13 protein-coding genes are annotated in these 14,686 nt (G+C 72.0%); 11 read left to right on the top strand and 2 right to left on the bottom strand.

What is annotated here, in order from left to right; translation table 11 throughout:
* The first annotated feature begins 14 nt into the window (after positions 1-14).
* From crtI to HNR51_RS17035, 9 genes are all read left to right on the top strand, one after another.
* Positions 15-1,607 carry a phytoene desaturase family protein gene (gene crtI, locus HNR51_RS17075; protein WP_182555720.1) on the top strand — a complete coding sequence of 531 codons (1,593 nt, stop codon included), beginning with the start codon at positions 15-17 and terminating at the stop codon, positions 1,605-1,607.
* The gene (locus HNR51_RS17070; RefSeq protein WP_141952484.1) at positions 1,607-2,035 is read left to right on the top strand and encodes a DUF2141 domain-containing protein; all 429 of its coding nucleotides are present in this window, start codon (positions 1,607-1,609) and stop codon (positions 2,033-2,035) included. The genes crtI and HNR51_RS17070 overlap by 1 nt, the downstream gene beginning before the upstream one ends.
* Positions 2,036-2,042: 7 nt before the next feature.
* Complete coding sequence (locus HNR51_RS17065; protein WP_141952482.1) at positions 2,043-3,011, top strand: ABC transporter ATP-binding protein; 969 nt, start codon at positions 2,043-2,045, stop codon at positions 3,009-3,011.
* Complete coding sequence (locus tag HNR51_RS17060) at positions 3,008-4,219, top strand: ABC transporter permease (RefSeq protein ID WP_182555719.1); 1,212 nt, start codon at positions 3,008-3,010, stop codon at positions 4,217-4,219. The genes HNR51_RS17065 and HNR51_RS17060 overlap by 4 nt, the downstream gene beginning before the upstream one ends.
* A 110-nt stretch (positions 4,220-4,329) precedes the next feature.
* Complete coding sequence (locus tag HNR51_RS17055) at positions 4,330-5,211, top strand: glutamine amidotransferase-related protein (RefSeq protein ID WP_182555718.1); 882 nt, start codon at positions 4,330-4,332, stop codon at positions 5,209-5,211.
* 70 nt (positions 5,212-5,281) lie between these two features.
* A complete protein-coding gene (locus tag HNR51_RS17050; protein ID WP_012455497.1) occupies positions 5,282-6,820 on the top strand; it encodes a phytoene desaturase family protein in 1,539 nt (512 codons plus the stop codon).
* A gap of 63 nt (positions 6,821-6,883) precedes the next feature.
* Positions 6,884-7,639, top strand: a complete 756-nt coding sequence (locus HNR51_RS17045) for a lysophospholipid acyltransferase family protein (protein WP_182555717.1) — start codon at positions 6,884-6,886, stop codon at positions 7,637-7,639.
* The gene (locus HNR51_RS17040) at positions 7,636-8,796 is read left to right on the top strand and encodes a glycosyltransferase family 2 protein (RefSeq protein ID WP_182555716.1); all 1,161 of its coding nucleotides are present in this window, start codon (positions 7,636-7,638) and stop codon (positions 8,794-8,796) included. Before HNR51_RS17045 ends, HNR51_RS17040 begins: the two co-directional genes overlap by 4 nt.
* A 147-nt stretch (positions 8,797-8,943) precedes the next feature.
* The gene (locus HNR51_RS17035) at positions 8,944-10,086 is read left to right on the top strand and encodes a Ppx/GppA phosphatase family protein (RefSeq protein ID WP_012455494.1); all 1,143 of its coding nucleotides are present in this window, start codon (positions 8,944-8,946) and stop codon (positions 10,084-10,086) included.
* A 153-nt stretch (positions 10,087-10,239) separates the two neighbouring features.
* Here the strand turns inward: HNR51_RS17035 and HNR51_RS17030 are convergent, their stop codons facing one another.
* Positions 10,240-10,695, bottom strand: a complete 456-nt coding sequence (locus HNR51_RS17030; RefSeq protein ID WP_141952473.1) for a DUF4440 domain-containing protein — start codon at positions 10,693-10,695, stop codon at positions 10,240-10,242.
* Between the two features lie 274 nt (positions 10,696-10,969).
* Here HNR51_RS17030 and HNR51_RS17025 point away from each other — a divergent pair, with 274 nt between their 5' ends.
* Positions 10,970-11,686: an RlmE family RNA methyltransferase gene (locus HNR51_RS17025; protein ID WP_041372072.1), complete on the top strand. Its 717-nt coding sequence runs from the start codon at positions 10,970-10,972 to the stop codon at positions 11,684-11,686.
* Positions 11,687-11,770: 84 nt separating this feature from the next.
* Entirely contained in the window at positions 11,771-13,576 is a 1,806-nt protein-coding gene (locus HNR51_RS17020) for an adenine deaminase C-terminal domain-containing protein (protein WP_012455491.1), read from the top strand.
* An 84-nt stretch (positions 13,577-13,660) separates the two neighbouring features.
* Here HNR51_RS17020 and HNR51_RS17015 read toward each other — a convergent pair whose 3' ends face one another.
* Complete coding sequence (locus tag HNR51_RS17015) at positions 13,661-14,551, bottom strand: DUF3313 domain-containing protein (RefSeq protein ID WP_182555715.1); 891 nt, start codon at positions 14,549-14,551, stop codon at positions 13,661-13,663.
* Positions 14,552-14,686: the final 135 nt, after the last annotated feature.

The following is a 14,686-nucleotide window of genomic DNA, read 5'->3' as shown; positions in this document are numbered from 1 at the left end:
GGAGTCTCAGAGCGTTGCTGCAGTCGCGGGAAGGTTTGCGTACCCTGTCGGGCCGCCGCGTCGTCGTCGTCGGGGCCGGCCCCGGTGGGCTCGCCAGCGCGCTGCTCCTGGCCAAGGCCGGGCTGCATGTGACGGTGATCGAGCGCGACGACGTCGTCGGCGGGCGCACCAAGACCGTCGAGGCGCCGGGCGGCTACCGCTTCGACATCGGCCCGACCTTCTTCCTGTATCCGCAGATCCTCGCCGATATCTTCGAATCCTGCGGCGAGCGCCTGGAGGACCATGTCAGGCTGGAGCGGCTCGACCCGCAATACAACCTCGTCTTCGAGGGCGAGGACGGCGTCTCGGGCCAGATCCGCGCCACCGGCGACGTGCTGCGGCTCAAGGAGGAGATCGCCCGTCTCGCCCCCGCCGACGCGGAGAACGTAGAGAAGTTCTTCGCCGAGAACCGGACCAAGCTGAACTACTTCAAGCCGGTGCTGGAGCAGCCCTTCGACAACATCCTGTCGATGGCGAGTCCGGCGATGCTCGCGGCCCTGCCCCATCTCCATCCCGGCCGCAGCGTGGACCGGGATCTCAGGCGCTATTTCGCCGACCCGCGGGTGCGCCTCGCCTTCTCGTTCCAGACCAAATATCTCGGGATGAGCCCCTTCCGCTGCCCGAGCCTGTTCACGATCCTCTCGTTCCTCGAATACGAGCACGGGGTCTATCACCCGGTCGGCGGCTGCGGCGCGGTCTCGGAGGCGATGGCGGGCCTCGCCCGCCGCATGGGCGTCGATATCCGTCTCGGCCAATCGGTCGATCGGGTGCTGTTCGAGGGCAAGCGCGCCTGCGGCGTGGTCGTCGGCGGCGAGACCCTGAAGGCCGATGCGGTGGTCGTGAACGGCGACTTCGCCAAGGTGATCCGCGATCTCGTGCCGGAGGAGCGGCGCCCGCGCTGGCGCGACGCCAAGATCGGCAAGGCGCGCCTCTCCTGCTCGACCTACATGCTCTACCTCGGGATCGAGGGCAAAATGCCCGAGAGCCTCGGCCATCACACGATCCTGTTGTCCAAGGAATACGAGCGCAACATCACCGAGATCACCGGCGGCACTCTGCCGATGCAGCCGTCGATCTACGTGCAGCATGCGGGCTTCACCGATGGCGGCATGGCGCCGCCCGGCCACACCGCCCTCTACGTGCTGGTGCCGGTGCCCAATCTGAAGTCCGGCATCGATTGGGAGGCGGTCGGGCCGAGCTACCGCAAGCTGGTGCTGGAGCGTCTGAAGCTCCTCGGGATTCCCGACATCGAGAGCCGCATCCGCTACGAGCGCGTGGTCGATCCCCGCGACTGGCGCGACGCGTTCGCCGTGCATGAGGGCGCGACCTTCAATCTCGCCCACGACCTGATGCAGATGCTGTGGTTCCGCCCGCACAACCGCTTCGGGCCGGGGCTCTACCTCGTCGGCGGCGGCACCCATCCGGGCTCGGGCCTGCCCGTGATCTACGAGGGCGCGCGTATCTCCGCCCGGCTCCTGATCGAGGATCTCGCCAAGGAGCAGGCGCCCGCGATCCTGGCGGACCTGCCGACGACCTCGCCCCTCGCCACGCAGGGCGATCCGAGCTGATGCGGGCCGCGTGTCTCTCCGGCCTCGCCGTGCTCGCCGCCCTCGCAGGCCCGGCCGGCGCGGCGAGCCTGGAGGTGTTCGTCGAGGGCATCGAGCCGGGGCCGGGCGAGATCTACGTCACGCTGTGCCAGGGCGGCTTGACGGAGTCCGCCTGCCCGATCGGCCGCAGCGTCCCGGCCCGCGGCGGCGTCGAGCGCTTCGTCTTCACCGAGGTGCCGGCGGGCGTCTGGGCGGTCGCCGCCTTCCAGGACGAGAACGGCAACGGCCGGCTCGACCGGACGAGGCTGGGCCTGCCGCTGGAACCCTACGGCTTCTCCGGCGTGGTCGGCCGGCGGGCCCGGCCGGATTTCGCCAGCGCGAGCGTCTCCGTGCGTGAACCCGGCGCCGCTGTCCGGGTCCGCCTCGCCCGTCCTCTGCCGCACCGCTGACAGCCGGATGATGCGCAGCGATGCCTCGCCCCTCGTCTCCGTCGAGGGTGCCGCCCTCGCCTATCGCGGCCGCCCGGCCCTGCGCGGCCTGGACCTCACGCTCGTGCGCGGCACGACGCTGGCGCTGCTCGGCCCGAACGGGGCCGGCAAGACCAGCCTGATCCGCCTGCTCGCCGGGCGGCTCGCGCCCGAGGCCGGCTCGGTGCGCGTCCTCGGCGGCGACCCCCATGCCGACCGGGCGACCCGGAAGCGGATCGGCTTCGTGCCGCAGGAGATCGCGCTCTATCCGCGCCTCACCGTCGCGGAGAACCTCGACGTGTTCGCCCGGCTCGCCGGCCTGAAGCGGGGGGAGCGGCGCGGGGCGGTGGCGGCGGCGATCGGGCGCTGCGCCCTGGCCGAGGTGAAGGACCGGCCCGTCGCCACGCTCTCCGGCGGCTACCAGCGCCGGGTCAACATCGCCGCGAGCCTCCTCGCCTCCCCCGACCTGATCCTCCTCGACGAGCCGACCCAGGGCGTCGATCTCGAGGCGCGGGCGGCGATCCACGCGGTGCTGGCGGCCCTGCGCGCGGGCGGCGCCGGGCTCGTCGTCAGCACCCACGACTTCTCCGAGGCCGAGCGCCTCGCCGACCGGATCGCCATCCTCGCCGACGGGCGGATCCGGCGGGAGGGGCCGCTCGCCGCCCTCATGCGCCCCCTCGATGCCGCCCCACCGGAGCACGAGGCGGTTCTGGAAGGCGCCCCCGACGCCGCCGCCGAGGCGGCCCTGCGCCGCTCCGGCTTCGCCCCGCACGGGGGCGATGCGCGGTTCTGGCGTGCCGACCACGGCGCCGCGGGCGGCCTCGACGGCGCGGCCCTGCTCGCCGCCCTGCGCGGAGCCGGCGTGCCGGTGGCCGAGATCCGCGTGCGTCGCCCCGGCCTGGAAACCCTCTACCGGGACAGCCTCGCCGATCATCCGGACCTGGAGAGCGCGGCGTGATCGCGGCGGCGTTCCGGGTGATGTGGCTCTCGCTGCTGCGCGACCGCGCGGCGCTGACCATGGCCTTCGTGCTGCCCACCGTCATCTTCGCGATCTTCGCCGCGATCTTCTCGGGCGCGATCGGCGACCGCATCCGCATCCATCTCGGCCTCGTCGACCTTGCCGGCACCGCGACCACGCAGCGCCTCGTCACCGCCCTGGAGGCCGAGCCGTCCTTACGCGTCGCGCGCCTCGATGTGGCGGACGAGGCGGCGGCCATCCGCGCCGTGCGCCGCGGCGAGGTCGATGTCGCCCTGGTGCTGCGCGGCGACCTCGGCGCGCCGGTCGGTGCGGACAAAGGACGCGCCGCACCGGACCAGCCGGTGCTGCTGATCGAGAGCCCATCGCGGGCGCTCGCCACGCCGATCGCGCTGGGCCAGCTCCAGCGCGCCCTCAACGATGCCCTGCCCGACGTGGTGCTCTCGCGGATCGTCGCGGACGTGGAGCGCTCCGGCAAGATCGGCCCCGACGAGCGCGCCTTCCTCGACGAGGCCTTCGCCGAGCAGCGGGCGAAGAAGGAGCCGTTCTCGTTTGCCCGCCTCGTCGAGACCCGCACCACCGCGAGCGGGCGCGGCAACGAGCGGGTCAGCTACTACGCCGGCGCCATCGCCGCGGTGTTCCTGCTGTTTGCGGCGATGCAGGGGGCGCTCTCCCTCGTGGACGAACGCGAGGGCGGGTTGGCCGACCGTCTCGCCGCCGGCCCCGGCGGCCTGCCGGTGATCGTGATGGGCAAATTCCTGTTCCTGCTCGGCCAGGGCGTGGTCCAGGCCGGGCTGATCTTTTCCGCCGCCGCTTTGCTGCACGGGGTCGATGTCTCCGGCCACTGGCTCGGCTGGCTCGTCACCTCGGTTCTCGTCTCCGCCATGGCGGCCGGGCTCGCGCTCGCCGCCTGTTCCCTTTCAGCGACGCGCCAGCAGGCGCATCTCGCCGCGACCTTCGGCGTGCTGCTGCTCTCGGCGGTGGGCGGCAGCATGGTGCCCCGCTTCCTCATGCCCCCCTGGCTGCAGCAGGCCGGCTGGCTCACCCCCAACGCCTGGGCGATCGAGGCCTATCAGGCGGCTCTGGGCGAGGGTGTCTCCGCCGCCTTGCCGGCCTGGGGCGTGCTGGCGGCTCTGGCGGCCGCGGGGCTGGCGGTCGCGGTCGGGGCCGTGGGGCGCAGGCGTCTTTGAATCCTCTCTGAGGCGGATCGCCCCGCGGCGACCTGCGCTCGCGACCCGGGGGCGCGGATCGGGCAGAGGCAACGCCCCCGACCTGACTGTCCCGGAACCGCTTGCCTCCCATGACCAACGCGATGCTGCGCCTGCTGATCGCCGACGGCAACGACCGTGACGGCCGCGCCAAGCGCGAGGCCGCCGTCGGCCAGACCACCTCGCAGGCCTTCGCCGCCGTGGTGTCCGACCTCGCCCCGGAGGCGGTCTGCACGCTGGTGAATCCCGCCGATGCCGGGGCCGGGATCGATCTGGCGGGGTTCGACGGCATGGTCCTCACCGGCTCCACCCTGCGCCTCGCCGAGGACGGCCCCGCCGTACGGCGGCAGCTCGACCTGATGCGCGCGGCGCTGGAGGCCGGCCTGCCGGTCTTCGGCTCGTGCTGGGGCATGCAGGTCGCCGCGGCGATTGCGGGCGGGGCGGTCGGCGAGAACCCGCGCGGGCCGGAATACGGCTTCGCCCGGCGCCTCGCGGCGGTCGGGGATGGCGCGGCGCATCCCCTGCTCGCCGGACGCGGCCTCGCCTGGGACGCGCCGGCGATCCACCTCGACGCCGTCATCGGTGCGCCGTCCGGCGCGCGGGTGCTCGCCGCCAACGCCGTCCTCGATGTGCAGGCGATCGAGATCCGTTACGGCCGCGGGCTGTTCTGGGGCACGCAGTACCACCCGGAGACCGATCTCGACGAACTCGCCGCGATGCTGCGGCTGAGCGCCGAGGCGGTGGTCTCCGCCGGCTTTGCCGCCGATCACGCGGCGGTCGAGGCCTCCGCCCGCGAGGTCGAGGGGCTGGCCGGAGACGATCGTCCGGGCCGCCGCCAGCGGGCGTGGCGCCTCGGTGTCGGGGCCGACGTCCTCGAGGCCGGGCAGCGGCGCCGGGAGATCGGCAACTTTCTGGCGTCTCTGTCCACAGCCCGCGGTGTGGAATGGCGCGAGCGCGACCGGGTGGCACGTTGACCCGCCTCCTGCCGCATCTAGCTTCGCCATGATGGGCTTCTTCTGAAGCCCCGAGGGAGACGCGTATCCAATGAGCCAGGGTTCTTCGGTCGCCGTCGTCGGCAGCGGGCTCGGCGGTTTGGCCTCCGCCTGCGTGGCGGCGGCCCGCGGGCATCGCGTCACGGTCTACGACAAGAACGACTGGATGGGCGGCAAGGCCGCGGTGCTGCACGAGGGCGGCTTCCGCTTCGACATGGGGCCGACCATCCTCACCGTGCCCCGCGTCTTGGAGCGCATCTTCGCCGAGGCCGGACGCTCGGTGCACGATTACATGGATCTGCGCCGCCTCGACCCGCAATGGCGCTGCCTTTTCGACGACGGCTCGGCGATCGACCTGATCGAGGACGTGGACGCCATGGCCGCCTCCATGGACCGGTTCGCGCCCGGCCAGGGGGTCGGCGAGGGCTACAAGAAATTCATCGCCGTCTCCGAGCACCTGCACGGCGTGTCGGAAAGGTTCTTCTTCTGGAAGGCGGTGCAGGATCTGTTCGACACGATCGACATCCGCGCCAACATGAATCCCGGCACCCTGCGCGACGTGCTGTCCCTGCGCATGCACGCCACCGTCGCGAGCACGATCCGCGGCAAGGTCAAGGATGCGCGCCTCGCGCAGATGCTCGACCACTTCGTGCAATATGTCGGCTCCTCGCCCTACGGCGCGCCCGCCGTGCTCTGCGCCATCGCCCACATGCAGACGGCCGAGGGCGTCTGGTACCCGATGGGCGGCACCCGCGCGGTGGCCGAGGGGCTGATGCGGCTCGCGAAGGAGCTCGGCGCGACGATGAAGCCCGCCGACGAGGTGCTCGGCCTCGACATCGCGGGGGGGCAGCTCCGCGGTCTGCGCACCCGCGACGGGATCAGCGCCTACGACGCGGTGATCTCCAACATGGATTCGGTGCGCACCTACCGCGAGCTCGTCGGCGGTGAGGTCGGCAAAACCTACGAGAAGAAGAGCTTCGAGCCGGCCTGCTCCGGCGTGGTGCTCTATCTCGGGCTGAACAAGCGCTACGAGCATCTCGCCCACCACGACTTCGTCTTCTCCCGCGATCCGGAGGAGGAGTTCGACTTCATCTACCGCAAGGGCGAGCCGGCCCCCGATCCGACCGCCTATCTCGCCGCCCCCTCCTCCACCGATCCGAGCGTGGCGCCGGAGGGCGGCGAGGCGCTCTATGTCCTCGTCCACACGCCCTATCTGCGCCCGCACCACGACTGGTCGAAGATGTTCCCGGCCTATCGCCGGACGATCCTGGAGAAGCTCAAGCGCACCGGCGGCATGCCCGACATCGAGGAGCGCATCGTCGTCGAGCGCCACCTCACCCCGCAGGACATCCACGACCGCTACAAGGTCCTGAACGGGGCGATCTACGGGCTCGCCTCGCACGGGCGGATGATGGGTGCGTTCAAGCCCGGCAACCGCTCGCGGGAGGTACGCGGCCTCTACCTCGCGGGCGGCGCCGCCCATCCGGGGCCGGGCATGCCGATGGTGATGATGTCCGGCTGGATCGCCGCCGACGCCCTCGATCAGGATCTGCGCGGCAGGGGTGAGCCGGAGCTGCGCAAGAGCGCCTGAGCTGTCTCCGTCATGACGCGGACGACGAGGCCGCCCGAGCGCTCACCGCGGCTCTGGCGGTTTATGAGTGCCTACTTCGACCGCTTCGTGCGGCGGCACATGAACGCCCTCCGGCTCGCCCGTTGGGGGCGTCCGGCCGGGATCGCCGCCGGGGCGCCGGTGGTGATCTACGCCAACCATCCCGCGTGGTGGGACGCGGCGATCCTGATCGTCGCCGCCGACCGGCTGTTTCCCGAGCGCGAGAGCTTCGCCCCGATCGACGCGGCGATGCTGGAGAAGTACGGCATCTTCCGGAAGATGGGTGCCTTCCCGGTGGATCTCGACAGTGCGCGGGGCGGGGCGCAGTTCCTCTCGGCCGCCCGCGCGATCCTGGCGCCGTCCGAGCGCGTCCTGTGGATCACCGCGCAGGGCCGCTTCGCCGACGTGCGGGCGCGCCCCCTCGGGCTGAAGCCCGGCGTCGCGCGGCTGGCCGAGATCGCGCCCGAGGCGGTTTTCCTGCCGCTCGCCGTAGAATACGCTTTCTGGGACGAGCGCGGGGCGGAGGCCTTCCTTGCCTTCGGCGCTCCCATGCGCGCGGCCGACCTCCGCGCCCTGCCCCGCCCGGAGCGTCTCGCCCGGATGGAGACGGCGCTGACCGCCACCCTCGACCGGCTCTCGGGTGACGTGATCGCCCGCGACCCCGCCCGGTTCGAGACGCTGCTCTCCGGACGGCGCGGCGTCGGCGGGGTCTATGACGGCTGGCGGCGGCTGGCGGCGGCGCTCACCGGCCGCCGCTTCGAGCCCGGACACCGGGACGGCGAGGAGAGGCGGACCCGATGACGTTGGCGCTCCTCATCCTGGCGATGATCGCCCTTGCGCTGGCGCTGCTGCCGGCGGGGCTGGCGGCGGTCAACCTCGCCATCCTGCGCAGCCCCGAACCCACGCGGACCGAGGGTCTCGTCTCGATCCTGATCCCCGCCCGCAACGAGGCGGCTGTGATCGAAGGAACCGTGCGGGCCGCGCTCGCGAGCCACGGCGTCCCGGTCGAGGTGATCGTCGGCGACGACCATTCCACCGACGACACCGCGACCATCGTCCAGGGCATCGCCCGCACCGATCCGCGCCTGCGGCTGATCTCCGTGCCCGCCCTGCCCGAGGGCTGGACCGGCAAGAACCACGCCTGCGTCGCCCTCTCCGAGGCGGCGCGGGGCGAGCGCCTGCTGTTCCTCGATGCCGACGTGACGCTGGCGCCCGGCGGCGCGGCGGCGCTGGCCGCGCATGCCGCCGAGAAGGGAGCCCATCTCGTCAGCGGCGTGCCGCGGCAGGTGATGGAGACCCTGGGCGAGCGCCTGACCGTGCCGATGATCGACTTCCTCCTCCTCGGCTATCTGCCCATCGCCCTGATGCGCGCCTCGCCTCAGGTCTCGCTCGGCGCCGCCTGCGGGCAGATGATCCTGATCGCCCGCGATGCGTACCGGCAGACCGGTGGCCACGGAGCGATCCGCACCTCGCTCCACGACGGCGTGCGCCTGCCGCGCCTGTTCCGCGAGCAAGGTTTCGTCACCGATCTCGTCGCGGGCCAGACGCTCGCCGCCTGCCGGATGTACCGGAACTTCGCGCAGTCCTGGGCCGGCTTCTCGAAGAACGCCCACGAGGGCATGGCCACCCCCGCGGCGCTGCCCGTCTGGACCCTGTTGCTGCTCGGCGGACACGTCCTGCCCTGGCTCGTTCTCGCCGCCGCCCTGGCGCTGGGTGCCGGCACCGCCGCGGCTGTGGCGGCCGCCGCCGGCCTCGTCTCCCTCGCGACCCGTGCGGCGATCACCCTCAAGGTGGCCGAACCGTTGGCGACGATCCTCCTGCACCCGGCCACCGTCTGCACGGCGCTGGCGATCCAGTGGAACGTGCTGCTGCGTCCCGGGCGCGCCGGCCGGGCGGTGTGGAAGGGCCGCAGCTACGCGGTCGCCGGGCAACCGGAGCCGCAGCGGAAGCTGGGATGACGGAGTTCAATCCGAGACGATCCGTGCGGCAAATCGTGGAGGGCCGGCAATCCAGCCTTTGCAGTTCCCGGACAACGCCTGTAGCCTTGGTGCCACGACGGTCCAGCGCTTTGCCGGGCTGCATCGCCAGGAAGTTCGGTCGCGTCGATGAGGGATGAGAGCGCCGCCGCCGTGTCGGCCCGCCCCACCGCCGACCCGCAGACAGCGCGGGAGGGATCCCGCACGGTCACGGGCGGGCGCCCGATCGAGAGCTACCCCCCGCGCTACGACGGCGGTCGGCATGAGACCGGCCGGCACGGCCGCCGCGACGCCTACGCCGCCCTCGATCTTGGCACCAACAATTGCCGCCTGCTGATCGCCGAGCCGACGCCCAACGGCTTCCGGGTGATCGACGCCTTCTCCCGCATCGTCCGGCTCGGCGAGGGATTGGGCAATTCCAACCGCCTGACCGAGGCGGCGATCGAGCGCACGGTGGAGGCCCTGCGCATCTGCCGGGGCAAGATGAAGTCCCGCGCCGTCGCCCGCTCCAAGGTGATCGCCACCGAGGCCTGCCGGCTCGCCGTCAACGGCGCGGAGTTCGTGGAGCGCGTGCGCGCCGAGGTCGGGCTCGACCTCGAGATCGTCGACCGCCAGACGGAAGCCTATCTCGCCGTCACCGGCTGCGCCGCGCTCGCCGACCCGCGGGCGGAATCGGTCGTGATCTTCGACATCGGCGGCGGCTCCACCGAGATCGCGTGGCTCGACGGCGCCGCGGCCAACCCCTCGACCGACCCCACCTTACGCATCCGCGCCTGGGATTCGCTGCCCGTCGGCGTGGTGACGCTGGCCGAGCGCCACGGCGGCACCGAGGTGACGCGCCGGACCTTCGAGGGCATGGTGGAGGAGGTCGGCGACCTGATCTCCCCTTTCGCGATCCGCGCTGCGGCGGCGGCCACGGCGCCCTATTTCCACCTGCTCGGCACCTCGGGCACCGTCACCACGCTCGCGGCGATGCATCTGCGGCTCGCCCGCTACGAGCGGCGCCGGGTCGACGGCCTCTGGATGAACGACGGTGAGGTCAGCGACGCGATCGAGGATCTGCTCGACACCCGCCTGGAGCAGCGCGCCGACAACCCCTGCATCGGCCGCGACCGGGCCGACCTCGTGCTCGCCGGCTGCGCGATCCTGGAAGCCATCCGCCGGGTGTTCCCGTCCGAGCGGCTGCGCATCGCCGACCGGGGCCTGCGCGAGGGCCTGCTGATGAACATGATGCGCGAGGACGGCGTCTGGCGTCGCGGGCGCTACCGCTAGAGCATCGCCCCGAAAGGTGGTGGCCGGCTTTCGGCAAAAGACGATGCGCTCGAACGGCGGCGCGACCTCGCCGAAGAGGTCGCGCGACCCGAGTGCTGAAGCCTTACCGCGCCTGGATGCCGACGATGCCGAAGCGATCGGGCACGGGCCCGATCAGACGTCCTCGACGGCTTTCGAGGAATGGTGGCCGGTGATGAGCCAGCGTCCCTCGATCTCCTCGAAGGTGAAGAGGAAGCGGGCCGGCACCTCCGACGTCTCGCCGTCGCGGGTGATCTGGAACGTGTAGAGCCCACCGATCACGACCGTCCCGAGCCGCCGGCTGACGCGGCTCTTCTGCACCGTGATGCCGCAGCTGATGCCGTCGTTGTCGAGGAAGCTCTCGAAGTAGTGGCGCCGGTCGTGCTCGCCGTCCCGCACGTCGTCCGAGAGGGTGGGGACGAGGATGGCATCCCGGGCGTAGAGGGAGAGCACCGCATCGACGTTGCGCGTGCCGACGGTCTCGGCCCAGGTCAGCAGCAGCTTGCTCGCCTCGGTCAGGCAATAGGCGGCGGTCCGTTCCGTCCTGTCTTGCGGCCGGAACGCGATCAGGGTGTTGTCCTCGAAGCTCATGCGCAATCCTCTCGCGGCAAAGCCGGATCGGGACGGGGCCCCACGCCCTCATCGACCCGCATCCGCGCCTGTAGTGTAATAACGTTGCGTATCCTGGCATCATCCCCGCGCCTCGCGCTTTCCTGGCGCCTCGGGTCGTTCTTTGCGTCGGGTGCGCGCCGCTTGGCTTCACGCGCCGGACACATCGCGTTAGGGACGCCTCTTGCGACCATCGTCGCGCGGGCTTCGCGGGAAGCCTCCGGCCCGATCCGGGCCGATGCTGGGGAACGGCACCATGAGCGACCGGCGAGGCGGAACGGGCGGCCTGCGCGGCGACCTGAAACAGCGGGTGAAGACCGGCCGCGGGCGCACCCTCTCCCAGAAGCGTTGGCTGGAGCGCCAGCTCAACGACCCCTACGTCGCCCGCGCCAAGCGCGAGGGCTATCGCTCCCGCGCGGCCTTCAAGCTCATCGAGATCGACGAGCGGTTCAAGCTGTTGAAGCCCGCCCAGCGCATCGTCGATCTCGGCGCCGCGCCCGGCGGCTGGTCGCAGGTCGCGGCCAAGATCGTCGGCGAGAGCGGGCGCATCGTCGGCATCGACCTGCTCGACGTCGAGCCCATGGCCGGCGCCACCTTCATCACCCTCGACTTCCTCGACGACAGCGCCCCCGAGCGCCTGACCGAGCTCTTGGGGGGCAAGGCCGACCTCGTCCTCTCCGACATGGCCGCCAACACCACCGGCCACAAGAAGACCGACCACCTGCGCACCATCGGCCTCGCCGAATCCGCCGCCGCCTTCGCCGCCGAGATCCTGGCGCCGGGCGGCGCCTTCCTCGCCAAGGTGTTTCAGGGCGGTACCGAGGGCCAGTTGCTGGCCGACCTGAAGCGCGACTTCGCGACCGTGCGCCACGTCAAGCCGGCTGCGAGCCGGGCGGATTCGAGCGAGCTCTACGTGCTCGCCACCGGGTTCCGCGGCCAGTCGGGCAACGCAGCGGCGGACGACGCCGACTGAGGTGTCGCCGGCGGCTGCGCCCGGTCCGCCTTTCGTGGCACGATGCCTGCGCATCCTGCCCGACGTCGCGCAAGGAAGGCCCCGATGACCGCCAGACCCCTCAACCGCTTCTCCGTCGCCCCGTTGGCCGAGATGACGCGGCGCCTCGCCGAGGTCGCCTCCGGCCGCGCCGCGCCCGATCGCGTCATCACCGGGGCGCGGGTGCTCTCAACCTATTCCGAGCGCATCCTGCCCGATCGCGAGGTCTGGATCGCGGGCGGGCGCATCGCCGCGGTGAAGCCCGCGGGAAGCCACCGCGGCGCGGCGCCGCGCTACGATGCGGCCGGCGGGCTGATCGCGCCGGGGCTGGTCGATCCGCACCTGCACATCGAGAGCAGCATGATCACGGCGTGCGCCTATGCCGAGGCGGCGCTCGTCAACGGCACCACCACCATCGTCTGCGACAGCCACGAGATCGGCAACGTGCTCGACGTGAACGGCGTCGAGTGGATGCTGGAGGATGCTCGGGAGGCTCCGCTCAACATCTTCCTCACCGTGCCGAGCACGGTGCCCGCCACCACCCCGGACCTCGAGACCGCAGGCGGCGACCTGACGGCGGACAAGATCGCGAGGCTGTTCGACGCTTGGCCGGAAGCGATCGGTCTCGGCGAGAAGATGGATTTCGTCGCGGTGGCGAGCGGCGACGCGCGGGCCCACGCCATCCTCCGCGCCGCCCTGGAGCGGGGCCGCCCGGTCTCGGGCCACGTCTACGGCCGCGACTTCGTGGCGCCTTATGCCGCCAGCGGCGTCACCGACACCCACGAGGCGGTGGATGCCGACATCGCCGACGACCTGCTGGAAGCCGGCCTCTGGATTTTTCTGCGCGGCGGTCCGCCGACCACGCCCTGGCACTCGCTGCCGAAGGCGATCGGCACGGTGACCGAGTACGGCGCTGCCTGGAAGCGGGTCTGCGCCTGCACCGACGACCGCGATGCCGACGACCTCCTCGCCTTCGGCCTCGACTGGGTGGTGCGCGAGGCGGTCGCCCGCGGCATCCCGAAGCCTGCCGCCTGGGCGATGGGCTCGCTGCACGGCGCCACCCGCTACGGCCTCGACGGCGAGATCGGCGGCCTCGGCGGCGGGCGCCGGGCCGACCTCGTGCTACTGAACGACGATCTGGTGCCGCAGGCGACGTGGTACGGCGGCGAGCTGGTGGTGGAGGACCGCAGACCGACGCAGCGCCTCGAACAGGCGCTGGACAAGCCCTACCGCTATCCGGCGCCGGCCTACGCCACCGTGCACCTGCCCGATCCCCTGCCCGCGCTGGTTCCGGCGCTGCCCGCCGGGCCCTGCACCGTCAACGCGATCCGCACCACGCTGCCGGGCATCGAGCTCACCCACGAGCGCATCGCCCTGGAGCCCGGCCCCGACTGGCCGGCGACGCTCGCCGCGCACGATCTCTGCCACGTCGCGGTGATCGAGCGGCACGGCCGTACCGGCGGCGTCGCCCACGGGCTGCTCTCCGCCTTCGGCCTGAAGCGCGGCGCGGTGGCGAGCAGCGTCGGCCACGACTCGCACAACGTCATCGTCGCGGGTCTCAACGAGAGCGACATGCGCGTGGCGCTCGACGCCATCGCCGCCCATCAGGGCGGGGTCTGCGTCGTGGAGGACGGGCGGGTCGCCGCGATGGTGCCGCTGCCGGTGGCGGGCCTCCTCTCCGACAAGCGCGTCGGTGCGGTGGCGGAGGAGGTGAAGGCGTTGAAGGCGGCCTGGGCGCGGGCCGGCTGCAGCATCCCCTATATGGGCTTCAACCTCATCCCGCTCTCGGTGATCCCGCAGATCCGCATCACCGACAAGGGCTTGGTGCTGGTTCCGGAGATGGCCCAGGTGCCGCTGTTCGAGGCGGCGTGAGCCGACGGGAGAGACGCGGGCTTCCCCCTCTCCCCGCCGGGCGGGGAGAGGGGGCTGCGTTGATCGAGGCGATCGAAGCGAGGTTCAGCGCGCCGCCGAGACGCCCGGTCCCTTGTCGGTCCAGTCCGGCGGCAGGCCGATCATGTCGCCGAGGATGCCGTCGATGCCGGGCGCGCGGCCGAAGGCCTCGCAATCGGGATCGAGGGGGGCCTCGCCCAGCGTGGTGATGCGGATCCGGTCGTAGGTCGGGATCTGCAATTCGCCCTTGAACGGATCCTGGCCGGTGGCGAGGTAGGAGCCGAAATCCTGGCCGAACTCGCCGGCCAGATCGTAGGCGTCGCCGGCGGCGGAGAAGCGGGCCTGATTGGTGAAGGAGTTGGCCGCCCCGGCCCAGATCATCGCCGCGCGCTGGCGATTGCGGGCGTCGAGCGCCTCGGCCTCGATGGTCAGGCTGCCCAGCCCGATCGGCACCCGCGGCACCGGGATCTTGCCCACCGTGTCGGCGAAGCCGACGCCGACCTGGGCCGCGATAGAGATCGCCGCCGAGGCGGTGATGGTCGCGCCCGAGGCCGGCACGTTGGTCAGATCGACCCGTGTGACCGCCGAGCGGACGGTGAGGTCGGCGCGGCCCGACGAGACCACGTCGTAGCGCAGCGACAGGTCGTAGCAGAGCGCCCGGTCGGCGGCGTTGGCGATCAGGCGCCGCTCCACCTCGTTCAGACCGGGACCGGAAACCGCCTCGGTGAACCGCGTCGGCACGATGCGCACGGTCCGAACCGTCTGCGGCAGGGTCGGGTCGATGAAGAGCTTGGATTCGGAGGCCACCGCGTCGCTCGTCACGAACTGGTCGCGGCGGGAGAGCGCGCTGCCGTCGGTGAGCACGACGTCGCCGCAGCCGGCGAGGCCGGCGAGCAGGGAGGCGGCGAGCGCGAGGCGGGCGGAGAAGGCGGGACGAGGATTCGACCGCAGGGGCATCGGGCACTTTCGTGGATAATAGGACCGGCACCGTGCGGCGCGCGGGGAGACGATCCTGCCGCGGATGGCGGGACAGCCCCTCTTTTCGGGCGGAAGCCTAGCCGTGCGGGGCGCGTCCCGGAAGGACGCGCGGCA

Origin of the sequence: Methylorubrum thiocyanatum (assembly GCA_014138645.1) — a bacterium.
In the GTDB taxonomy this organism is placed as follows: domain Bacteria; phylum Pseudomonadota; class Alphaproteobacteria; order Rhizobiales; family Beijerinckiaceae; genus Methylobacterium; species Methylobacterium thiocyanatum.
Note: the sequence above shows the minus strand (reverse complement) of the source record. Positions and strands in the feature narration are given on the sequence as shown.

Bases quoted from the DNA above. Each gene is read 5' to 3' on its own strand.
- HNR51_RS17020 (WP_012455491.1), top strand. From the start codon at position 11,771: ATGACCGCCAGACCCCTCAACCGCTTCTCCGTCGCCCCGTTGGCCGAG.
- HNR51_RS17050 (WP_012455497.1), top strand. From the start codon at position 5,282: ATGAGCCAGGGTTCTTCGGTCGCCGTCGTCGGCAGCGGGCTCGGCGGT.
- HNR51_RS17065 (WP_141952482.1), top strand. From the start codon at position 2,043: ATGATGCGCAGCGATGCCTCGCCCCTCGTCTCCGTCGAGGGTGCCGCC.
- HNR51_RS17055 (WP_182555718.1), top strand. From the start codon at position 4,330: ATGACCAACGCGATGCTGCGCCTGCTGATCGCCGACGGCAACGACCGT.
- HNR51_RS17040 (WP_182555716.1), top strand. From the start codon at position 7,636: ATGACGTTGGCGCTCCTCATCCTGGCGATGATCGCCCTTGCGCTGGCG.
- HNR51_RS17070 (WP_141952484.1), top strand. From the start codon at position 1,607: ATGCGGGCCGCGTGTCTCTCCGGCCTCGCCGTGCTCGCCGCCCTCGCA.
- HNR51_RS17025 (WP_041372072.1), top strand. From the start codon at position 10,970: ATGAGCGACCGGCGAGGCGGAACGGGCGGCCTGCGCGGCGACCTGAAA.
- HNR51_RS17015 (WP_182555715.1), bottom strand. From the start codon at position 14,551: ATGCCCCTGCGGTCGAATCCTCGTCCCGCCTTCTCCGCCCGCCTCGCG.
- HNR51_RS17045 (WP_182555717.1), top strand. From the start codon at position 6,884: ATGAGTGCCTACTTCGACCGCTTCGTGCGGCGGCACATGAACGCCCTC.
- HNR51_RS17030 (WP_141952473.1), bottom strand. From the start codon at position 10,695: ATGAGCTTCGAGGACAACACCCTGATCGCGTTCCGGCCGCAAGACAGG.
- HNR51_RS17035 (WP_012455494.1), top strand. From the start codon at position 8,944: ATGAGGGATGAGAGCGCCGCCGCCGTGTCGGCCCGCCCCACCGCCGAC.